The sequence below is a fragment of the Pseudoduganella lurida genome, from assembly GCF_007830455.1.
Lineage (GTDB): Bacteria > Pseudomonadota > Gammaproteobacteria > Burkholderiales > Burkholderiaceae_D > Rugamonas > Rugamonas lurida.
The window spans coordinates 1-20,674 of sequence record NZ_VLLB01000018.1 but is presented as its reverse complement, the minus strand read 5'-3'; the positions used below and the strand labels follow the sequence as shown (position 1 = coordinate 20,674).

Annotated in this window: 18 protein-coding genes and 1 riboswitch; of the genes, 3 read left to right on the top strand and 15 right to left on the bottom strand. The window is 67.6% G+C overall.

Features of this window, described 5'->3' with window-relative positions; all coding sequences use genetic code 11:
* Positions 1–307: 307 nt before the first annotated feature.
* From IP91_RS25780 to cobT, 15 genes are all read right to left on the bottom strand, one after another.
* A complete protein-coding gene (locus IP91_RS25780) occupies positions 308–1,765 on the bottom strand; it encodes a DHA2 family efflux MFS transporter permease subunit (RefSeq protein ID WP_145653477.1) in 1,458 nt (485 codons plus the stop codon).
* Between the two features lie 72 nt (positions 1,766–1,837).
* Positions 1,838–3,307 (bottom strand): DHA2 family efflux MFS transporter permease subunit, encoded by a 1,470-nt coding sequence (locus IP91_RS25775; protein WP_145653475.1) that lies wholly within the window; start codon positions 3,305–3,307, stop codon positions 1,838–1,840.
* Between the two features lie 82 nt (positions 3,308–3,389).
* On the bottom strand, positions 3,390–4,808 hold the full coding sequence (locus IP91_RS25770) for a cobyric acid synthase (protein WP_145653481.1): 1,419 nt from the start codon (positions 4,806–4,808) through the stop codon (positions 3,390–3,392).
* A 25-nt stretch (positions 4,809–4,833) separates the two neighbouring features.
* Positions 4,834–5,706 carry a cobalamin-binding protein gene (locus IP91_RS25765; RefSeq protein WP_229474974.1) on the bottom strand — a complete coding sequence of 291 codons (873 nt, stop codon included), beginning with the start codon at positions 5,704–5,706 and terminating at the stop codon, positions 4,834–4,836.
* On the bottom strand, positions 5,703–6,683 hold the full coding sequence (gene cobD / locus IP91_RS25760) for a threonine-phosphate decarboxylase CobD (RefSeq protein WP_145653471.1): 981 nt from the start codon (positions 6,681–6,683) through the stop codon (positions 5,703–5,705). The genes IP91_RS25765 and cobD overlap by 4 nt, the downstream gene beginning before the upstream one ends.
* Positions 6,676–7,623, bottom strand: a complete 948-nt coding sequence (locus IP91_RS25755; protein ID WP_145653469.1) for a CobD/CbiB family cobalamin biosynthesis protein — start codon at positions 7,621–7,623, stop codon at positions 6,676–6,678. Before IP91_RS25755 ends, cobD begins: the two co-directional genes overlap by 8 nt.
* Complete coding sequence (gene cobU / locus IP91_RS25750) at positions 7,617–8,174, bottom strand: bifunctional adenosylcobinamide kinase/adenosylcobinamide-phosphate guanylyltransferase (RefSeq protein WP_145653467.1); 558 nt, start codon at positions 8,172–8,174, stop codon at positions 7,617–7,619. The genes IP91_RS25755 and cobU overlap by 7 nt, the downstream gene beginning before the upstream one ends.
* A complete protein-coding gene (locus IP91_RS25745; RefSeq protein ID WP_145653465.1) occupies positions 8,171–9,460 on the bottom strand; it encodes a cobyrinic acid a,c-diamide synthase CobB in 1,290 nt (429 codons plus the stop codon). Before IP91_RS25745 ends, cobU begins: the two co-directional genes overlap by 4 nt.
* Positions 9,460–10,080: a cob(I)yrinic acid a,c-diamide adenosyltransferase gene (gene cobO, locus IP91_RS25740; protein ID WP_145653463.1), complete on the bottom strand. Its 621-nt coding sequence runs from the start codon at positions 10,078–10,080 to the stop codon at positions 9,460–9,462. Before cobO ends, IP91_RS25745 begins: the two co-directional genes overlap by 1 nt.
* Positions 10,077–10,850 carry an ABC transporter ATP-binding protein gene (locus IP91_RS25735; RefSeq protein ID WP_145653461.1) on the bottom strand — a complete coding sequence of 258 codons (774 nt, stop codon included), beginning with the start codon at positions 10,848–10,850 and terminating at the stop codon, positions 10,077–10,079. Before IP91_RS25735 ends, cobO begins: the two co-directional genes overlap by 4 nt.
* Positions 10,847–11,872 (bottom strand): FecCD family ABC transporter permease, encoded by a 1,026-nt coding sequence (locus IP91_RS25730; protein ID WP_145653459.1) that lies wholly within the window; start codon positions 11,870–11,872, stop codon positions 10,847–10,849. Before IP91_RS25730 ends, IP91_RS25735 begins: the two co-directional genes overlap by 4 nt.
* Positions 11,873–11,963: 91 nt before the next feature.
* Positions 11,964–13,865: a TonB-dependent receptor domain-containing protein gene (locus IP91_RS25725; protein ID WP_145653457.1), complete on the bottom strand. Its 1,902-nt coding sequence runs from the start codon at positions 13,863–13,865 to the stop codon at positions 11,964–11,966.
* A gap of 72 nt (positions 13,866–13,937) precedes the next feature.
* A riboswitch (cobalamin riboswitch) is annotated at positions 13,938–14,172 on the bottom strand.
* A gap of 5 nt (positions 14,173–14,177) precedes the next feature.
* On the bottom strand, positions 14,178–14,735 hold the full coding sequence (locus tag IP91_RS25720; protein ID WP_145653455.1) for a histidine phosphatase family protein: 558 nt from the start codon (positions 14,733–14,735) through the stop codon (positions 14,178–14,180).
* 17 nt (positions 14,736–14,752) lie between these two features.
* Positions 14,753–15,517 (bottom strand): adenosylcobinamide-GDP ribazoletransferase, encoded by a 765-nt coding sequence (locus tag IP91_RS25715; protein WP_145653453.1) that lies wholly within the window; start codon positions 15,515–15,517, stop codon positions 14,753–14,755.
* Between the two features lie 2 nt (positions 15,518–15,519).
* Entirely contained in the window at positions 15,520–16,554 is a 1,035-nt protein-coding gene (gene cobT / locus IP91_RS25710; protein WP_145653451.1) for a nicotinate-nucleotide--dimethylbenzimidazole phosphoribosyltransferase, read from the bottom strand.
* 41 nt (positions 16,555–16,595) lie between these two features.
* Here cobT and IP91_RS25705 point away from each other — a divergent pair, with 41 nt between their 5' ends.
* From IP91_RS25705 to IP91_RS25695, 3 genes are all read left to right on the top strand, one after another.
* Positions 16,596–17,303: a response regulator transcription factor gene (locus tag IP91_RS25705; RefSeq protein ID WP_145653449.1), complete on the top strand. Its 708-nt coding sequence runs from the start codon at positions 16,596–16,598 to the stop codon at positions 17,301–17,303.
* Positions 17,296–18,567, top strand: coding sequence for a sensor histidine kinase (locus IP91_RS25700; protein ID WP_145653447.1), 1,272 nt, complete (start codon positions 17,296–17,298; stop codon positions 18,565–18,567). Before IP91_RS25705 ends, IP91_RS25700 begins: the two co-directional genes overlap by 8 nt.
* A 103-nt stretch (positions 18,568–18,670) precedes the next feature.
* Positions 18,671–20,308: a phosphoethanolamine transferase gene (locus IP91_RS25695; RefSeq protein ID WP_229474972.1), complete on the top strand. Its 1,638-nt coding sequence runs from the start codon at positions 18,671–18,673 to the stop codon at positions 20,306–20,308.
* Positions 20,309–20,674: the final 366 nt, after the last annotated feature.

The window sequence follows — 20,674 nt, the reverse complement described above, 5'->3', positions numbered from 1 at the left end:
TTTGCGCCGATGATAGTGCTGCAACCAGTGTGAAAGTAGGTTATCGTCAGACTAGTTATTAGAAAAGCCCCGCCAGTGATCTGGCGGGGTTTTTTGCTTTCCACGGCCGATTCAGCGCCGAGCCCGTGTCAACTTCGGGGTCAGTCACGAAAGCTGACACGGACTCGGCATTGTCCACTGGCCTGGCCCGCCGATAGCGATGCGCGTGCTGGCACCCGTCGTTCGCAGCCAGAGGAAAGGCACAGGGAAGAATGGCAGTTGACCGCTTGCTGGCCACTCCGGTTAGTGCAGCCTGAACGCACCGCCTTTACTGCACCGTCGTCTGCCCCGCCGTCGCCACGGCCGTCGCCGGCTGCTCGGCCTTGTCGCCGCGGCTGATGCTTTCGCCATCGTTCCGCCGCAACGTCCAGAACATTCCCGCTGATAGCACAGTGAGCGCGGCGAGCGTCAGGAAGGCATGATGCAGCGCGCTGGCCAGCACCACGCGGTCCGTCTGCGGCATGTCGCCCAGGTACCAGGCCGTGATCAGCGAGCCGCAGGCTAGCCCGAAGCTCATCGACAGCTGCTGCATCGAGCTCGCGAGGGTGCTGGCCATGCTGGAATCCTTCTGGTCCACGTCCGCATAGGCGATCGTGTTCATGCTGGAGAATTGCAGCGAATTGAAGAGGCCCTGCGCCAGCGAGAGCAGCACGATGGCCCATATCGGTGTCCCCAACTGCACGAACGAGAACATGGCGATGGTCACGCCGATCAGCACCGTGTTCACCACCAGTACCTGCCGGTAGCCGAAGCGCGCCAGGAGCTTCGAGGCGAACAGCTTCATGAACATGGCCGCCGCAGCGGACGGCATCATCAGCAGGCCCGATTGCCAGGCTGGCAGGCCCAGGCCCAGCTGGTACAGCAGCGGCAGCAGGAAGGGCAGGCCGCCGACACCCAGGCGCGTGAAGAAGCCACCGAGCACGGAGACGCGGAAGGTGCGGATCCTGAACAGTGTCAGGCGCAGCAACGGATGATCTTCGCGCAGCGAGTGCCAGCAGTAGGCGGCGATCAGGCTCACCGAGATCACGAACAGCACTGCCCATGACGTCGCATCGAGCCGGTGTTCGCCAAAGATCTCCAGCAGCCATGACAGCAGCGCCACACCGGTGCCGAACAGGATCAGTCCCATTACGTCCAGTGGCCGCGGCTCGCCGCTGCGGTAGTCCGGCATGTATTTGTGCGCCAGCCATATCGCGGCCAGGCCGACCGGCACGTTGATGAAGAAGATCTCGCGCCACGACAGCCAGTGCACGATCAGGCCACCCACCGTGGGTCCGAGCAGGGGGCCGATCAGCGCCGGGATGATCACGAAGTTCATCGCCGCCAGCAGTTCCGATTTCGGGAACGTGCGCACGATGGTAAGCCGGCCGACCGGCATCATCATCGCGGCCCCGAAACCCTGCAGCAGCCGCGCCGCCACCAGCATGGGCGCGTTCACCGCCAAACCGCACAGGATGGAGGCGACCGTGAAGATCGCGATCGCCGACATGAACACGCGCCGCGTGCCGAAGCGGTCCGCCATCCAGCCGCTGACGGGAATCGCCACGGCCAGGCTGAGGATATAGCTGGTAACAACGGCCTTCAAGCTCAGTGGCGTGACCATCAGGCTGATGGCCATCGTGGGGATGGCCGTGTTGACGATCGTGGAGTCGAGCTGCTCCATGAAAAGGGCCGTGGCGACGACCCACGGCAGATAGCGTTTGGTAATGAGCTCTTGGCTGGTCATGGGGCTGGAAGTTGGCGGTCTGTCCGGCGATTGTTCCACAAACGGGCGAACCGCGAAGCCGGGCTGGCCGTTCTATGCCGCCGTGGACTGGTCCGCATTGGCCACCGCCGTCGCCGGCCGCTTGCGCTTCGTGCCCTGGCTGAGGCTCTCGCCGTCATGCCGGCGCAGCGTCCAGAACGACAGCGACGACAGGATCGTCAACGCGGCCAGCGTCAGGAACGCCTGGTGCAGCGCGCTGGCCAGCACCACGCGGTCCGTCTGCGGCAGGTCGCCCAGGTACCACGCCGTGACAAGCGACCCGCAGGCCAGCCCGAAGCTGACGGACAGCTGCTGCATCGAGCTGGCCATCGTGCTGGCCATGCTGGAATCCTTCTGCTCCACGTCTGCGTAGGCGATGCTGTTCACGCTGGAGAACTGCAGCGAGCTGAAAAAGCCCTGGCACAGGCCGATGGCGAGGATCGCCCAGACCGGCGTTCCCAGCCCCACCAAGGCGAACAGGCCGATCGTCACGCCCAGCAGCACAGTGTTCACGATCAGCACGTGCCGGTAGCCGAAGCGCCCCAGCAGCCGCGTCGAGACGACCTTCATGAACATGGCCGCCGCCGCCGTCGGCATCATCAGCAGGCCCGCCTGCCAGGCCGGATAGCCGAGACCGAGCTGATAGAACAGGGGCAGCAGGAACGGCATGCTGCTCACGCCCAGCCGCGTGAACAGGCCACCCAGCAGCGACACGCGGAAGGTGCGGATCGTAAAGAGACGCAGCTGCAGCAGCGGGTGCGGTTCGCGCAGCGCATGCCATGCATAGGCACCGAGCAGGCTCAGTGAGATCACGAACAGCACGCCCCACGACGTGCCGTCGAGCCGGTGCTCGCCGAAGATCTCCAGCAGCCAGGACAGCAGGGCAATGCCGCTGCCGAACAGGATGAAGCCCATCAGGTCCAGCGGCCGGTGTTCGGCGCTGCGGTAGTCCGGCAGGTGTTTGTGCGCGATCCAGATGGCGGCCAGCCCGATCGGCACATTGATCAGGAAGATCTCGCGCCAGCTCATCCAGTGCACGATCAGGCCGCCCACCGTCGGCCCGAGCAGGGGACCCAGCAGCGCGGGGATGATCACGAAGTTCATCGCGCGCAGCAGCTCCGCTTTCGGGAACGTGCGCACGATCGTGAGACGGCCGACGGGCTTCATCATCGCTGCCCCGAAGCCCTGCAGCAGCCGCGCCGCCACCAGCATCGGCGAATTCACGGCTAGGCCGCACAGTACCGAGGCCACCGTGAAAATCGCGATGGCCGTCATGAACACGCGCCGTGTGCCGTAGCGGTCCGCCAGCCAGCCGCTAATCGGAATCGCTACGGCCAGGCTCAGGATATAGCTCATCACCACCGCCTTCAGGCTCAGTGGGGTGACCTGCAGGCTGATGGCCATCGCGGGGATGGCCGTGTTGACGATCGTCGTGTCCAGCTGCTCCATGAAGAACACCGTTGCCACGACCCACGGCAGATAGCGTTTGATGTTGCCGTGATCGGCGGGGATGGAACTCGACATTGGTGGACGACGGCAGCTGGCGGGAGGACGCTCGTTGCACGATTGTTGCACAATCCCGCAGGGGCCGCCGTCCCGCCCGCCGTCACCGCAAGGCGGTCAGCGCATCGAGCAGGGGACGGGTCGCATCGGCGATGCGTTCCAGGCTGGCTTCGCGCAGCGCGTCCAGGTCCACGACCTGCCGCGTGTCCAGGCCGGCCCACTTCAGCAGCGCGGCATTGGCACCCGGGGCATCGAACACGCCATGCAGGTAGGTGCCCAGCACCTGGTCATCCGCCGAGCGCGCGCCTTCGTGCCGGCCATCGATCATGAAAGCCGGATGCTCCAGCGCCGGCCCGCTCGACACGCCCATGTGGATTTCGTAACCCGTCACGGGCGCCTCGGCGAACAGGCAGCTGCCGCTCACCTGCTGAAGGTGCTTCTGCTGCAGCATCTGCGTTTCCATGTCCAGCAGCCCCAGTCCCGCCGATTCGCCCGGCGTCCCCTCCACGCCATGCGGATCGCGCACGACATTCCCTAGCATCTGGAAGCCGCCGCAGATGCCGATCACCTTGCCCCCATAGCGCAGGTGGCGCACCAGGTACTGTGGCCAGCCCTGTTCGCGCAGCCATGCCAGGTCGGCACGCGTGTTCTTGCTGCCGGGGAGGATGACCAGATCGGCCGGCGGCATCGCATGACCGGCGCGGATGAACTGCAGGTCCACATCCGGATGGGCGCGCAGCGCATCGAAGTCCGTGTGGTTGCTCATGCGCGGCAGGCTGGGCACCACGACGCGGAACGTGCCGCGCTGCTGCTGCGCCGGTTGCACCGCGTCCTCCGCATCGAGGAGCAGTCCGTGCAGATAAGGCAGCACGGCCAGCACCGGCTTGCCGGTCTGCTGTTCGAGCCAGTCCAGGCCCGGCTCGAGCAGCTTGATATCGCCGCGAAAACGGTTGATGACGAAGCCCACGATCCGCGCCCGCTCGCTCTCCGACAGGCAGGACAGCGTGCCGACCAGGTGAGCGAACACGCCGCCACGGTCGATGTCCGCCACCAGCACCACCGGGCAGTCCACCGCTTCGGCGAAACCCATGTTGGCAATGTCGCGGTCGCGCAGGTTGATCTCGGCCGGGCTGCCCGCGCCTTCGACGATCACCGCGTCATACTGCTCCAGCAGGCGCGCGTGCGATTCCAGCACGGCGGCCATCGCCACGGTTTTATATTGGTGATAGTCACGCGCATTCATCTCGGCGCGCACCTTGCCGTGGATGATCACCTGGGCACCGGTGTCGCTGGAGGGTTTCAGCAGCACCGGATTCATGTCCGTGTGCGCGGCGATGCCGGCAGCCTGCGCCTGCAGTGCCTGGGCGCGGCCGATCTCGCCGCCGTCGGCTGTGACTGCGCTGTTCAGCGCCATGTTCTGCGGCTTGAACGGTGCAACCGACACGCCGTCGCGGCGCAGCAGCCGGCACAGCGCGGCCACCACCGTGGTCTTGCCGGCGTCGGACGTGGTGCCCTGAACCATGAGCGTCGTGTAAGGAAAGGACACGTCAGTTCTTCCGGTGCTGGCGCGCGAGGTCGAGCTTTTCGCACAGCGACTCGGTGCCGGCGATCATGCGCGGGCCGGCGCGGTTGACCAGGTGGCCGTCGATGGTGAACAGGTTGTCGCCCTTCGTTGCCTTCATCTGCGGATACTGTTTCCACATGGCGGCGCCGCCCTGTTCCTTCTCGGCCGTGCTGAACACGGCTTCCGGATCCTGCTGCAGCACCGCCTCCACGCTCACGACGGGCGCCGTGACCTTCTGCGACGCGAAGATGTTCTCGCCACCGCACAGGCGCAGCGCATCGCTGACGATGTGCGCGCCGTTGAGCGTGTACAGCGGCTTGTCCCACACCTGGTAGAACACGCGCACCGTCGGGCGACCCTGATATTTCGTGCGCAGCATGGCCAGGCGCTTGCGCAGGTCGGCAGCAGCCGCTTCCGCGGCCGGTTCGGTACCGGCCAGCTTGCCCATCGACGTGACGGCCACGGGAATCGCATCGAGACTGGTGGGTTCGCTGTGGTACAGCGGCACGCCCAGCTTGCGCAGCAGCTCGATCTGGCGCTCGGAACTGCCGTGGCGCCACACGACGATCAGGTCCGGCTTCAGCGCCAGCACGCGTTCCAGGTCCACCTCGCGGTTGCTGCCCACGCGGGTGATGGCCTTCGCCGCCTCCGGATAATCGCTGTAGTCGACGGCGCCGACGATTTTGCTGCCGGCGCCGGCCGCGAACAGCAGCTCCGTCACGTGCGGTGCCATCGAGATGATGCGCTGCGCGGGCTGCGCCAGCGTGACGGTCTTGCCGTCGTCGTCGCGCACGGTGACGGCGGCATGCGAGGCCAGGGACGTGCACAGCAGGGGGACCAGCAGAATCGTCTTCATCGTGTTCTCCATTCTTCCAGCGCGCCGCCAAGGCGCAGCCAGGATGTTTCATCGGGCGGCAGGCCGAGACGGATGCCGCGCGGACCGGTGCGGAACAGCCGCACCCAGATGCCGCGCCGCGCCATGTGTTCATGAAAGGCTTCGGCTTCGGCCTCCGGCCACCAGCGGAACAGGCTCGTGCCGGACGACGCGATGCCGTGCGCCGCCAGCAGCCCGTGCAGCCGTTCACCTTGCCCACGCAAGGCAGCGCGGGTGCGCGCCTGCCAGGCCGTATCCAGCAGCGCCGCCTTGCCGACCAGTTGCGCGGGACCGCTCACCTGCCACGGTCCCAGCTCGTCGTCCAGCCGCCCCAGCAGCGCGTGATCGGCGGCGACGAAGCCGAGGCGCAGTCCGGCCAGGCCAAAGAACTTGCCGACCGAGCGGAGCACGATCAGTCCCGGCCGCCCCGCCTGGTCCGCCACGCTGTGGGCGTCTTCGACATCCGCGAACGCTTCGTCGACGACGAGCCAGCCGCCACGTGCTGCCAGCACATCGGCCCATTGCAGCAATTCGGCACGGGGGATAACGGCGCCGGTGGGATTGTTGGGATTGCAGACGACGACCACGTCGCTCTCCGCTACCGCACCGGCCAGCGCAGCATACGGCACTTCGCGCAGCGTGTGTCCATGCAGGGACCAGTGATGCGCGTGCTCGGCATACGAAGGCGCGGAGACGGCGATGCGCGACGGCGCCCGCAAGCGCGGCAGCGCCTGGATCGCGGCCTGCGTGCCGGCCACCGCCAGCAGCGCCGGCGCGCCGTAATAGGCGCAGGCGGCGGCAGTCAATGCCGCATCGGGTTCCGGCAAGCGGTGCCACGCATTGCCGGGCAGCGGCGGTGCGGGATACCAGTGCGGATTCAGGCCGGCCGACAGGTCGAGCCAGTCCTGGTCGCCATACCGGCGCGCCGCATCGCGCAGGTTGCCGCCGTGTTCAGGCATGGGTGGCTCCCGTGACGAGAAGGGCGGACACCAGTGCCACGAACACCCACAGCAGCGTGGTGTGCAGCACCAGCCGCCAGGCGCGCACGATGTCGCCGGCGCCGGCGGCAGGACCGCGGCCCAGCAGCGGACGCTGTTCGATCGCGCCGTCATAGCGCGCCGCGCCGCCGAGCGCCACGCCCAGCGCACCGGCACCGCTGGCCATCACCGGGCCGCCATTCGGGCTGCTCCAGGCCGATGCCTGCTCGCGCCAGCAGCGCCACGCCCGGCGTTTCGCCCCCATGCCCGATGCCAGCAGCACGTAGGACAGGGCAGTCAGCCGCGCCGGGATGAAATTGAGCGCATCGTCGCCCCGCGCAGCCACGCGGCCGAACTGCAGGAACCGCTCGTTGCGGTAGCCCCACATCGCGTCGAGCGTGTTCGCCAGCCGGAACAGCAGGGCGCCGGGGCCGCCCGCCACGGCAAACCAGAACAGCGTGCCGAACACGGCGTCGTTGCCGTTTTCCAGCAGCGACTCCGCGCTGGCCTTGGCCAGATCGGCCTCCGTCGCATCGCATGTATCGCGACTGACGATGCGGCCCGTCAGCTCCCGCGCGGTGGCCAGGTCGCCCGCTCCCAGCGCGGCGGCGATCGGCAGGTTGTGGTCCCGCAGGCTGCGCAGGCCGAGGCAGAAATACAGCAGCACCGCATGCGCGGCCAGGCCGGCCACCCCACACATGAAAACAGACAGCGCCACCAGCGGCAGCACGGCCAGCAGCCACGCCAGCGCGCCGCGGGGGATGCGCCAGCCGCCCCGGTTCAGCCGCCGCTCGAGCGCATACGCCAGGTTGCCGAAGCCGACCAGCGGATGCCAGCGCCGCACCTCGCCCAGCAGCAGGTCGAGCAGCACCCCGGCCGCCAGCAGCAGCGCCACGGCCGGCCAGGACAGGCCGCTCAGCATGCGGCGCCTTTCAAGGCGAGTGGCAGGCCGGCCGCCACGAACACCACGTTGTCGCACAACGCCGCCACCGCCTGGTTCAGGCGGCCCGCTTCATCGGCAAACGCGCGGGTGACGGCGCCATACGGCACGATGCCCATGCCCACTTCGTTCGACACCAACACCACGTCGCCCACGTCATTGGCCAGCTGCGCCAGCAATGCGGCGCGTTCGTCATGAAAGCGCGCTGGCAGTTCGATGGTGCCGACGTCGGGATACTGCGTGCCGCCGGCGAACAGCAGGTTGCTGAGCCACAGCGTGAGGCAGTCGACCAGTACCAGCCGGTGCGGCGCGCGCCAGGCCGCCAGCACGCCGGCCAGCGCAAGCGGCTCCTCGACGGTGCTCCAGTGCGCCGGCCGGTCGGCCCGGTGCAGGGCGATACGGTGCGCCATCTCGGCATCGCCGGCACCGGCAGTGGCGATGTACACGACGTCCTTGCCGGACTGCCGCGCCAGCCGCTCCGCATGGGCGCTCTTGCCGGAGCGGGCGCCACCCAGCACCAGCGTGCGCGTCATGGGGCGGGCCGCGAGAACATGCCTGCCACCGCGGCCGGATTGGACGGGAAATAGCCGTGGAAGTACGAGGCCGTGAGCGAACCGATGCGGTACACCGCCTCGCCCTGCACGCCGGACGGATTCTTCGCCGTGTACGACGACACCGGCGCATCGGTCTCCAGCCGCGAATAGTGGAAGGTGTGGCCGCGCAGGATGCCGTGCGCCGTCGTCAGTGCCTGCGGCCCCAGGCCCGCCAGCCGCTTCTGCACCGTGACGCCGCCCGGCAGCAGGCCGGCCATCGGCCAGGCACCGGCGCCATCGTCCAGCGTGGCGGCCAGCGCCATCATGCCGCCGCATTCCGCGACGATGGGCACGCCGGCAGCATGCGCCGCGCGGATCGAAGCGCGCCATGCATCTGCTTTTGCCAGCGCGGGCGCATGCAGTTCCGGATAGCCGCCGGGCAGGTAGACGGCATCCGCCTCGGCAGGCACCGGCTCGTTGGCCAGCGGCGCGAAATACACCACCTCGGCACCCAGCGCCCGCAGTACCGCCAGGTTGGCGGGATAGACGAACACGAACGCCTCGTCGCGCGCGATGGCGACGGTCTTGCCGGCCAGCGCAGGCGGCAGCGCGTCTGCAGGGGCGGGCGGCTCGAAGGCCACCGGCGGCAGTGCGTCCCAGGCTTCCTGGTCCAGCACCAGCTGCTCGGCCAGTTCGTCGAGAATCGCGTCGACCCCGCTCACCTCATCCGGCAGCACCAGGCCCAGGTGCCGTTCCGGCAGCGAGCGGCCCTGCTTCGGCAGCGTGGCAAACAGGGGGATGTCGCGCAGCGAGGTCTTCACCATCGCCGCGTGATTGGCGCTGCCGACCCGGTTGGCGATCACGCCGGCCATCGCCACGGGGCCGTAGTCGCGCAGGCCGTGCACCAGCGCGCCGGCCGTCTGCGCCATCGCGCCCGCATCGATCACGGCCAGCACGGGCACGCCGAATTCGCGCGCCAGGTCGGCGGCGGATGGCGTGCCGTCGTACAGGCCCATCACGCCTTCGATCAGTATCTCGTCCGCTTCCTGCGCGGCCTGGGCCAGCAGGCGGTGGCAGCGCTCGCGGCCCACCATCCACAGGTCCAGCGATTCCACGGGCGCGCCGCTGGCCCGTTCCAGCAGCATCGGGTCGATGAAGTCGGGCCCGCACTTGAACACGCGCACGCGCCGGCCCGCCTTCACGAGCTTGCGCGCCAGGGCGGCCGTGACGGTCGTCTTGCCCTGGCCGGACGCCACGGCGGCAATCAGCACGGCGCGCGCAGCCATCACCACTCCGTGCCCGCTTGCGCGCCGATGCCGGCCTTGAACGCGTGCTTGACCACGTTCATCTCGGTCACCGTGTCGGCGATCTCGATCAGCTCCGCCGGCGCGCCGCGGCCCGTGATCACCACGTGCTGCATCGCCGGGCGCTCCAGCAGGTCCGCGATCACCGTCTCGATATCGATGTAGCGGTACTTCAGTGCAATGTTCAGTTCATCGAGCACCACCATGCCGATGGCCGGATCGCTCAGGAAGCGTTTGGCCTGCTGCCAGGCCTCGCCGGCCTTGACGATGTCGCGCTCGCGGTCCTGGGTTTCCCAGGTATAGCCTTCGCCCATCGCGTGGAAGCTCACTTCGTCGGGGAAGCGGCGCAGGAACTGCTCCTCGCCGGTGGCCATGGCGCCCTTGATGAACTGGACCACGCCCACCTTCATGCCATGGCCCAGCGCGCGGATCGCCATGCCGAAGCCGCTCGAGCTCTTGCCCTTGCCGTTGCCCGTGTTGACGATGATGATGCCGATCTGCTTGTCGGCGGCGGCGATCTTCGCGTCGATGATGGCCTTCTTGCGCTCCATGCGCACGCGGTGGCGTTCGTTCAGTGCGGCGCTGTCGTCCTGGGTGCTCATTGGGATGCCTCGGTAGGAATGAAAAGGGTGCGTGCGCCGTGGCGCACGGTTTCGATGGGGTGGTGCAGGTAGTCGCTCAGGATGGCCGCCTGCATCACGTCGTCACGGGGGCCGGCCAGCCAGCGGCCGTCGCCCATCAGCAGCAGCGCATGGGACGAGATGCTCCAGGCCAGGTTCAGGTCATGGCCCACCATCACGATGGTCTTGCCGCGCTCGCGGCACAGCTTGGCGAGCAGGCCCATCACGCTCACCTGGTGCGCCAGGTCCAGCGCATTGGCCGGCTCGTCGAGCAGCAGCAGCGGCGTGTCCTGGGCCAGCAGGGCAGCGATGGCCACCCGCTGGCGTTCGCCGCCGGACAGCGTGCGCACGTCGCGGTCGGCCAGATCGTCGACCTCCATGGCGGCCAGCGACTGCAGCGCGATCCGGTGGTCGTCGCTGTCTTCCCAGTAGCGCTTGTCGTGATACGGGTGGCGCGCGGACAGCACGGTTTCGATGACGGTGTAGGCAAAGGCATCGGAACGCGACTGCGCCAGGTAGGCGCGTTCGCGGGCCAGCGCTTCCAGTGGCCAGTCGGCCAGCGGGCGGTCCTGCAGCAGCACGCTGCCGCCATCGGGGGCGCGCATGCCGGCCAGCGTGCGCAGCAGCGTGCTCTTGCCGGCGCCGTTGCGGCCGATGATGCTCCAGCATTCGCCGGCACCCACCTGCCAGTCGAGATCCTCGGCCAGCACGCGGGGACCGATGTTCAGCTTGAGTTGTCTGGCCGCGATCATGATTTCCTCAGACGGTGCAGCTGGTACAGGAACACGGGCGTGCCGATCAGCGCCGTGACGACGCCCACCGGCAGCTGCTGCGGCGCGATCACGGTGCGTGCCAGCGTGTCGGCCAGCACCAGGTAGGCGCCGCCGGCCAGCGTGGCGGCCGGGATCAGCACGCGGTGGTCGGGACCGAACGCGAAGCGGCAGGCGTGCGGCACGATCAGGCCGACAAAACCGATGCTGCCGGCCGTGCTGACGGCGCCGGCGGTCAGCAGGCCGGAACAGAAGAACAGGCCCTTGCGCAGCGGGCCGACGCGGATGCCCAGCGTGCTGGCCGCTTCCGCATGCAGGGCCAGCACGTTCATGGCGCGGGCGGCGCGCAGCGCGAAGACGAGACCGGCCAGCAGCACGAGCCACGGCAGCCAGCGCAGCGGCGCGCCGGACAGGTCGCCGATCATCCAGAACACCATGCTGCGCAGCCGGCTTTCCGGCGCGATGGACAGCATCAGCGTGATCAGCGCCACGCAGGCGGATGACAGGATCGTGCCCGTCAATAGCAGGAGGGCGGTGCCGCCTTCGGCCGCACTGCCGCCGCGCATGTCGCGCCGGGCCAGCCAGTACAGCAGCATCGAGACGACGACGGCGCCGGCAAAGGCGGCCACGTCCACCATCCAGGCGGCGCACATGAACATCAGCGCGGTCAGCGCGCCCACGGCGGAACCGGCGGAGATGCCGAGCACATAGGGATCGGCGAGGGGATTACGTAAAAGAGTCTGCATCATCACGCCGGCCAGCGACAGCGTGGCGCCGGTGACGAAGGCGGTAAGGGCGCGGCTGGCGCGCAGGTCGAGCAGGGTGGCCGCCAGCGTTTCGGGGCGGCCGTCGAACAATTCGTGCAGGGCGCCGGGCAGGTCGGCGAGGGGAATGGCCACGGAGCCCGTCAGGCCGGCAATCAGCAGGCTGGCGATCGACACCAGCAGCAGGCCGGTGCAGACGATGCCGGCGCGGTGGCGCAGGCGGGCGGAAATTGGATGCATGGTCTGCTTAGCGAAGAAGCGAAGGAGCGAAGAAGCGCCGGACGCATGTGCGCCCGGCAGCTTCGGAGTCTACCGTGACTTCATGACGGGATTACTTGAAACCGTAGCGCAGGCTGGCGAAGGCCGTGCGGCCGCCGGTCTGGTAATAGCGCGCCAGTTCGTAGTTCTTGTCCGCCACGTTGTTCACGCGCAGCAGCACCGACCAGTCGGGCGCCAGGCGGTAGGTGCCGTACAGGTTCACTACGCCATAGCCGGCCAGCGTGTTGCGGTTGGCCGCGTCGTCGAAGCGGCTGGAGGACAGCTGCCACTCGGCGCCGGCCGTCAGCGGGCCCATGCCGTATTCCGCCGTCAGGCTGGCGTGACGCTTGGCGCGGCGCTGCAGCAGCTTGCCGGTGGTTTCATCCTTCGGCTGCTGGAAGTCGGCGCTGGCGCCGAGCAGCAGTGCGCCCAGCTGGTGCGCGGCGGACAGCGACAGGCCTTCCAGCAGCGCATGGTTGACGTTGTACGCGCAGCCGTACTGGTAGTTGTTCTTCGCGTCGCTCGGGAACGGGCAGGGCGTCGTGTTGAGCAGCAGGTCCGTCAGCTTGTTGTGGAAGTAGACGGCGCCCAGCTGCGTCTTGCCATCGTCGTAGCGCACGGCCGCTTCTGCGTTGCGGCCTTCTTCCGGACGGTTCGCCGGATTGCCGTAGCCCGAGTAATACAGCTCGTTGTAGGTCGGTGCGCGGAAGCTGGTGCCGAAGCTGGCGCTGGCGGTCAGCGCCGGCGTGATGCGGTAGGCGTAGCCCACCGAACCGGTGTTCTTCGAACCGTAGTCGGAATTGTCGTCGTAGCGCGCGCCCACGTTGAGCAGGTGGTTGCCGCGCCTGGCGCTGTAGGTGGCGGCGATGGACTTGGTGTGGCGTTCGCGCGCGATGTCCGCGTTGTTCGATGCCACTTCCTCGTGCCGGTATTCGCCCAGCACCTGCAGGTTGTCGTCGCCGATGCGGAAATCGTTCTGCCACGAGTACAGGTCCTGCTTCGTATTGATCTGGCTGAAGCCGAAGGCGCCGATGCCGTACACGGAGCCGGACTTGTCGCGCGACTGGGCGACCTGCACCAGGCTGGTCCAGTTGGGCAGGATCTCGTTGCGGCTGTAGGCTGCGACCGTGCTGAGGGTCTGCGTGCTGTAGGCAGCGAAGTTGGCGCTGTCGTAGTCGGCCGTCAGGTCGCTGTACAGGAACGTGGCGCCCAGTTCATGGCCGGGCAGGACCTGCAGCGAGAACTTGCCCGATGCCGTCTTGCGGTCGTAGCCATCGTCGTCCGGGTTGAAGCTGGACGTGCCCTTGCGGGTGGCCGAGAAGCCGTCCGAGCGTTCCTTGCCGGCCGCGAGGGCGTAGCTGATCTTGTCGGTGCCGCCGGACACGCCGGCATCGGCCTTGTAGGTCTTGTCGCTGCCGCCGCCCACGGTGGCCGTGACGGCCGGTGCGCCGGCACCCTTTTTCGTGAACAGCTGGATCACGCCGCCGATGGCATCCGCGCCGTACAGCGTGGACAGCGGGCCGTAGACGATCTCGATGCGGTCGATGGCGGACAGGGGAATCGCGTTCCAGCTGGCCGTGCCGGTGGTGGCCGAGCCGATGCGCACGCCATCGACGAGCACGATGTTCTGGTTGCTGTTGGCGCCGCGGATGAATACGGACGCGTTGGTGCCGGGGCCGCCGTTGCGGGCCACTTCGATGCCGCGCTGGCGCTGCAGCAGTTCAGTGATGGAGCCGGCGCCGGAACGGGCGATTTCCTCGGCCGTGATGACGGTGGTATCGCTGATCACGTCGCGCGCCAGCTGCGGCGTGCGGCCGGCGGTGACGATGACGGTGTCGGCATTGGGCGCCGCGACGGCGCCAACGCTGGAAGCCTGGGCGAATGCGGCAGGGGCGAAAACGGCAAACGAAAGTGCCAGCGAAATGGAAACCGCCAGCGGCTTGCGGGCCGCCTGCAGTGCTACGGGAGAGGTCATGATCGATCTTGTCTATAGGGGCAACCGGCCAACGTCCCCGCAGGCCGGATGGAACAGAAGCGCGCCCCTCGGCGCGCTTCCACCTGTCTGGCCGGTATCCGGGCTGGCTGGCATGACTGTCCGTACCTTCCCATGCGATTGCACAGTGGTGTTGCGGACAGCTGCCGCGCAGCGAGCTTGAAACTCGTGCGCGGCGGCCAGCTTACCGTTGCGGGGGCAGCATACGTTGGCTCTGTGGCGAGCGCCGTATTTCCCGTTTAACTGCGCTCGAGGACTCGAACGCGGGCACCAAACCGCGCCATTATAGTGCGATTAGCCCGGTTCCGCAGCCACGGTCAGGCGGACCACCTCGCCGTAGCCGATGCGGTGGGGCGCCGATGCGGCAGCGAGCGCGGCCCCTTCCAGCGGCTGGCCGCCCGCCAGCGTGGCCAGCAGGCGGATGGTGCCTGCATGGCAGATCACCACGGCGCGCGCGGGTGCCATGGTACGGATGCGATCCAGCGCCGCGGCCACGCGGTGCGCCACGGCCAGCACGTTCTCGCCGCCGCCGGGCCGGTAGTGCAGCAGGTCGGCGGCCCAGGCATCCACTTCGGTGCGCGGGATGTCGTTCCAGCTGCGTCCTTCCCAGCTGCCGAAGTCCATCTCGGCGAGGTCCGCATCGAAGCACACGTCGGGCGACAGCCTGCGCGCCAGTTCCGCACAGCGGCGCAAGGGGCTGGCAAAGACGGGGGCATCGCCGGGCAGGCCGGCCGCCAGCAACGCCGCGTGCACGCGCGCCAGCTCGGCCGGGTCGGCCGGCAGGTCGCTGCGCCCGTAGCAGAGGCCATCGGTGGCCACGGGGCGTGGATGGCGTATCAGGACCAGTTCCATCGGATCAGCTCCACGGATCAGTTCCAGCGACACAGCACGCCCAGATAAAACACGGCTTCGGCGAGCTGCTGCACGGCGCCCAGGCAGTCGCCCGTGTAGCCGCCCAGGCGCACCTGGAACTTGCGGGCGCACCACCAGGTGGCCAGCAGCATGGCCAGCAGGCCGATGGCGATGGCGGACCAGGCCAGCCAGCCGAGCCAGCAGGCCAGCAGCAGGGGCGGCAGGCAGCAGGCCGCGGCGATGGCGAATTCGGCGCCCGTCATCTGTTGCGCCATCGGTTTCGCTTTGCCTTCCGCCCGCGCGTAATCCATGCGCCAGATCAGGCTCGCCGCCATCAGGCGCGAGAGCGGATGGGCGACGAGCAGCGCGCCCACCGTCGCCAGCGGCGGCAAGTGGGCCAGCGCGGCGCACTTCACGGCCAGCAGCAGCACCATTCCGATCGCACCATACGCGCCGATGCGCGAATCCTTCATGATCTCCAGCGCTCGCTCGCGCGTCATGCCGCCCCCCAGACCGTCGCAGGTGTCGGCAAAGCCGTCTTCATGGAAGGCGCCGGTGGCGTAGATGCCTGCTGCGGTGGACAGCAATACCGTCACGGCGGGCGGCAGCACCAGCGCCGCGCACCAGTACACGCCGGCGACAATCGCCGCGACCACCAGGCCGACGAGCGGGAAGTAGCGCGACGCGTGGTGCAACCAGTGCGGCTGGAAGCCCACCCAGCCGGGGATGGGCAGGCGCGTGAAGAACTGCAGCGCGATGAAGAACAGCCGCAACTGCTGCATCGTCAGCCTGCCTGGCCGCTCACGTTGGCCGAGCCGAACGTGGCCATCTGGTCCAGGAAGTTCACGGCCGCCTGCAGCAGCGGCAGGGCCAGCGCGCTGCCGGTGCCTTCCCCGAGCCGCAGGCCCAGGTTCAGCAGCGGCGTGCCGCCCAGTGCTTCGAGCAGCTGGCGGTGGCCGTTTTCGTTCGAGCAGTGCGAGAACACGCAGTAGTCGAGGATCGCCGGCTGCAGCCGCGCCGCCACCAGCAGCGCGCTGGAGACGATGAAGCCGTCGATCAGCAGCACCATGCGCCGTTCCGCCGCCTTCAGCATCGCCCCGGTCATCATGGCGATCTCGAAGCCCCCGAAGGTGGCCAGCACGTTTAGAGGGTCGGAGACGTGCGCATGGCGCGCCGCGGCCGCCGCGATCACGCGTCCCTTGTGCAGCACGCCTTCCGGTGGCAGGCCGGTGCCGGCCCCCACGCAATCGGCGGCCGGGATGCCCGTCAGCTTGTGCATCAGCGCCGCGGCGGCCGTGGTATTCCCGATGCCCATCTCGCCGAAACCGACCACATTGCCGGGCAGGGCGTCGACCAGGGCCATGCCATGGGCCAGCGCCTGCGCGCACTGCTCGGCCGTCATGGCCGGTTCCACGGCAAAGTTGCGGGTGCCGTGGGCCACCTTGCGGTCGAGCAGGCCGTCGCGCGGCCCGAAATCGTGGGCCACGCCGGCATCGACCACCTGCAGCGCGGCGCCGTTCTGCCGGGCGAAGACATTGATCGCGGCACCGCCGGCCAGGAAGTTCTCCACCATCTGCCACGTCACGTCCTGCGGGAAGGCGGAAATGCCTTCGGCCACCACGCCATGGTCGCCGGCGAAGACGAGGATGGCCGGCGCCGTCACCTGCGGCTGCGTCGTGCGCTGCACCAGGCCGGCCTGGCGCGCCAGCGTTTCCAGCATGCCCAGGCTGCCGGGCGGCTTGGTCTTGGTGTCGATGGCGTGCGCCAGGCGGGCGGCGAGATCGGCGTCGTGCACGGGAGCGATGACAGGCAGGTTCATGGAAGAAGTTGGCAAATGAAAGCGCGAATTATAATGTCGGGATGCGCCTCCTCATCATCGAAGACAATCCCGACATTGTCGCCAACCTGTACGGTTTCCTGGAGCCGAAGGGTTACCTGCTCGATTCCGCCGCCAATGGCTACGGGGGGCTGGCGCTGGCCGCCCAGGGCGATTACGACGCGGTCGTGCTGGACGTGATGCTGCCCGGCCTGAACGGCCTGGAGCTGTGCCAGAAGCTGCGCGGCGAGCTGCACAAGGATACGCCGGTGCTGATGCTGACGGCCCGCGACACGCTGGAAGACAAGGTGGCCGGCTTCGATAGTGGCGCCGACGACTACCTCGTCAAGCCGTTCTCGCTGGTGGAACTGGAAGTGCGCCTGAAGGCGCTGGTACGGCGCGCGCGGGGCGGCCATGCCGGCAGCGCCGTGCTGTCGGTGGGCGAGCTCACGTTCGATACCGAGCAGTTCCAGGTGAAGCGCGCCGGCCGCACCTTGTCCCTCACCAAAACGGGCTACACGATCCTGCGCGTGCTGATGCGCGAGGCACCGAAGGTGGTGTCGCGCCGCCAGGTCGAACACGAGATCTGGGGCGACGAACCGCCCGACAGCGATGCGCTGCGCGTGCATATCCATGCGCTGCGCCAGGTGCTCGACAAGCCGTTCCCGTTCCCGATGCTGCGCACGATCGCCAAGATCGGCTACAAGCTGGTGGACAAGGAAGAGGGCAAGGAAGAGCGGCAGAATGAGTAAGGAGACTGCCGGCGCGCCCGGCTCCGGCGACTCGCTGCGCCGCCGCATCACCGTGGCCTACCTGACGTTTGCCGGCGTCTCGGTGATCCTGTTCGCCGTCGTCGCCGCGCTGGCCGTGGAAGGCATCGAGGTGCGCCTGGTCGACGAACGGCTGGAGGAAGTGGCCGAATGGGCCGGGCCGCGCTTTGCCGGCGGACTGCCGGTCGAGATGCCGGCAGGCCTCAGCTACCACCAGGGCGAAGGCATTCCCCGTTCGCTGCGCAGCCTGCCGGACGGCGTGGAAGAAGTGACGATCGACGGCGTCGACCTGCATGTGCTGAAGGGCCGCAATGCGGGCGGCGAGTTTGCCGTCGTCGACCACGACAGCGCGTATGAAAAAATCGAACTGGTGGTGTACTCGATGTTCGCGGTGGCCTTCCTCGGCTTCATGGGCTTTGCCGTGATCCTCGGCCGCTTCCTGGGCAACCGCATCGTCAATCCCATCGTCGAACTGGCGCGGGCGGTGGACGAGCGAGCGCCGGAGCTGCCGCTGCAGGAACGGGGCGACGAACTGGGCCTGCTGTCCCGCACGATCGCCGGCCACACGGCGGAACTGAAGCAGTTCCTCGACCGCGAGCGCTTCTTCACGGGCGACGTGAGCCACGAGCTGCGCACGCCGCTCACGGTGATTGCCGGCGCGGCCGAAGTGCTGATGGCGCAGACGAAGCATGAAGCAGTGCTGCATGCGCCGGCCGAACGCATCTACCGCGCCGCGCGCGATGCCAGCAATGTGACCGGCATGCTGCTGCGGCTGGCCCGTTCGCCGGAGCAGCTGGAATGGACCACGATGCCGGCGGCCGCGCTGGCCCGCGAGGAAGTGGAGCGCTGCCAGCCGCTGGTCGTCAACCGGCCGGTCGAGCTGCGTTTTGGCGGCGGCGAGGACTTCCTGGTGTACGGCGTGCGCGAGCTGGTGATGTCCGCCATCGGCAACCTGATCCGCAATGGCTGCCAGTACACGGAGCGGGGCATCGTCGAAGTCACGTTGCGGGGGCGCAGCGTGATCGTGCGCGACAGCGGTCCGGGCCTGCCGCCGGCAGCCCAGGCCCGGCTGCGCAACGAGCCGATCCCGGCCGATGCGCGGGGCTCGTCCGGCACCGGCCTCGGCCTCGGCATCGTGCAGCGCATCTGCGCCCACCTCGGTGCCACGCTGGTGCTGCATGAAGGGCAGGGCGGCAGCTGCATCGAGATCCGGTTTCCCGCATCGCCCGAACGGCCCGACCACTGAAGGATCGGTGTGCTCGACAGTATTAACCCGTCCTTAACCCATGGTTGACGTGGATTTCACTTGCACATGAGTATCTTTGGGACTTCGATACCGGAGTCCCATAGTGAACATCACGCGATTGCCTCGCATCAGTGCCCCCCTGCTGACACTGGGCGCCTCCGCCTTCCTGGTGCTGGCCTACAACCTCAACTTCTGGAAGACGTTCGTCTCCGCCACGGGCGGCGCGCAGCTGGGCAACCTGCCGGTCTACCTGGGCGCGTTCGTCGCGCTGGTATTGCTGTTCAACGCCATCCTCACGCTGGTCAACTTCCGCTTCGTCATCAAGCCGGTGCTGATCGCGCTGTTCCTGTGCGCCTCGGCGGCCAGCTACTTCATGAACCAGTACGGCGTGGTGATCGATGCGGCGATGGTGCAGAACGTGGTGGAGACGGATCCGCGCGAAGCCCACGAGCTGCTGAGCTGGGACATGGTGCGCACGGTAACGCTGCTGGGCGTGCTGCCCTCGCTGCTGGTGTGGTGGCTGCCGCTGCGGTTTCCGCCGATCCGGCGCGACCTGCTGGTCAAGGCGGGCACCGTGGCCCTGTCGCTGCTGGCGGTCGTCGCGCTGCTGATCCTGCTGTTCAAGACGCTGGCCCCGGCCGTGCGCGAGCACCGGGAACTGCGCTTCCTGCTGACGCCCACCAATATGTTCCAGGCCACGCACGGCTACCTGAAGCGCAAGTGGGCGCAGCCCACCGTGCTGGCCGCGCTCGGCACGGATGCCGGCAAGGGCACCAAGTGGGCTGCGACCCCGGCACGCCGGACGGTGACGGTGATCGTCGTGGGCGAAACGGCCCGGGCGATGAATTTCTCGCTGAACGGCTACGCACGGCCGACCAACCCTCTGCTGTCGAAGCAGCAGGGGCTGATCAACTTCCGCAATGTCAGCTCCTGCGGCACGGCGACGGCCATCTCGGTCCCCTGCCTGTTCTCCAACCTGGGGCGCGACAACTACACTGCCGACGATGCCGGCCGCCAGGAAGGCCTGCTCGATGTGCTGAAGCACGCCGGTCTCGATGTGCTGTGGCGCGACAATAACTCCGGCTGCAAGGGCACCTGCGACCGCGTCCGTTTCGAGGATATGTCGAAGGCAGTCGCTGGCGATCCCCTGTGCGATGGCGAGGAATGCTACGACGAGCGGCTGCTGCGCGGCCTGCCGGAGATGATCCGCGACAGCAAAAAGGATCTGGTGATCGTGCTGCACCAGAAGGGCAGCCATGGCCCGGCGTACTGGAAACGCTATCCGGCCGGCTTCGGCAAGTTCGGCCCGGTCTGCCAGACGAATGAGCTGGAACAGTGTTCACGCGAATCCATCGTGGCGGCCTACGACAACACCATCCTTTATACCGATTACTTTCTGAGCAAGACGATCGACCTGCTGCGCACGGTCGCCACCGATAGCGGCGTCGATACGTCGCTGCTGTATTTCTCCGATCACGGCGAATCGCTGGGTGAAAAGAATATGTACCTGCACGGCGCGCCTTATATGTTCTCGCCGTCGGAGCAGCGCAGCGTGCCGATGATGACGTGGCTGTCCGCGGGCTACCGGGAGCGCTTCCACATCGATAACAACTGCCTGGCGGCCCGGGCCGATCAGGCGTTCTCGCACGATAATGTGTTCCACACGGTGCTGGGAATGCTGAACATCAGCACGGCCGTCTATAACCCGAAACTGGACATCGCCCATCCGTGCTCCCGCTAGCGCCGCATTACCATTCGTCACCGTCTTAAATGCACTGAAAGTGATGCTTGCGGAACGGATTTCAGCTGGCTATAATTCTGTCCCTGTCGCAACGATTCAATGCAAAACGAAGCGAGCGACAGAGTGAAGCGCGGTAGTAGCGCGCTGAACAAAGAAGTAAAGGAGGGGTTGACGAGAATCACGAAACACCAGATAATCTCGCTCCTCTGCTGCTGACGAACACAACGCTTCGTCGCCGGGTTGGCCGGAATGCAGAGCCGCTGAAAGGCGCAGAATTCTTTAACAATCAACAGTCGATAAGTGTGGGCGTTTGATGGAGTGCCCGAGGCTTCGGTCTCGATAACTCAAAATATAGCATCAAACGCT

Coding starts and splice junctions, on each gene's coding strand:
- IP91_RS25780 (WP_145653477.1), bottom strand. CDS start 1,765: ATGACCAGCCAAGAGCTCATTACCAAACGCTATCTGCCGTGGGTCGTC.
- IP91_RS25775 (WP_145653475.1), bottom strand. CDS start 3,307: ATGTCGAGTTCCATCCCCGCCGATCACGGCAACATCAAACGCTATCTG.
- IP91_RS25770 (WP_145653481.1), bottom strand. CDS start 4,808: ATGGTTCAGGGCACCACGTCCGACGCCGGCAAGACCACGGTGGTGGCC.
- IP91_RS25765 (WP_229474974.1), bottom strand. CDS start 5,706: ATGAAGACGATTCTGCTGGTCCCCCTGCTGTGCACGTCCCTGGCCTCG.
- cobD (WP_145653471.1), bottom strand. CDS start 6,683: ATGCCTGAACACGGCGGCAACCTGCGCGATGCGGCGCGCCGGTATGGC.
- IP91_RS25755 (WP_145653469.1), bottom strand. CDS start 7,623: ATGCTGAGCGGCCTGTCCTGGCCGGCCGTGGCGCTGCTGCTGGCGGCC.
- cobU (WP_145653467.1), bottom strand. CDS start 8,174: ATGACGCGCACGCTGGTGCTGGGTGGCGCCCGCTCCGGCAAGAGCGCC.
- IP91_RS25745 (WP_145653465.1), bottom strand. CDS start 9,460: ATGGCTGCGCGCGCCGTGCTGATTGCCGCCGTGGCGTCCGGCCAGGGC.
- cobO (WP_145653463.1), bottom strand. CDS start 10,080: ATGAGCACCCAGGACGACAGCGCCGCACTGAACGAACGCCACCGCGTG.
- IP91_RS25735 (WP_145653461.1), bottom strand. CDS start 10,850: ATGATCGCGGCCAGACAACTCAAGCTGAACATCGGTCCCCGCGTGCTG.
- IP91_RS25730 (WP_145653459.1), bottom strand. CDS start 11,872: ATGCATCCAATTTCCGCCCGCCTGCGCCACCGCGCCGGCATCGTCTGC.
- IP91_RS25725 (WP_145653457.1), bottom strand. CDS start 13,865: ATGACCTCTCCCGTAGCACTGCAGGCGGCCCGCAAGCCGCTGGCGGTT.
- IP91_RS25720 (WP_145653455.1), bottom strand. CDS start 14,735: ATGGAACTGGTCCTGATACGCCATCCACGCCCCGTGGCCACCGATGGC.
- IP91_RS25715 (WP_145653453.1), bottom strand. CDS start 15,517: ATGCAGCAGTTGCGGCTGTTCTTCATCGCGCTGCAGTTCTTCACGCGC.
- cobT (WP_145653451.1), bottom strand. CDS start 16,554: ATGAACCTGCCTGTCATCGCTCCCGTGCACGACGCCGATCTCGCCGCC.
- IP91_RS25705 (WP_145653449.1), top strand. CDS start 16,596: ATGCGCCTCCTCATCATCGAAGACAATCCCGACATTGTCGCCAACCTG.
- IP91_RS25700 (WP_145653447.1), top strand. CDS start 17,296: ATGAGTAAGGAGACTGCCGGCGCGCCCGGCTCCGGCGACTCGCTGCGC.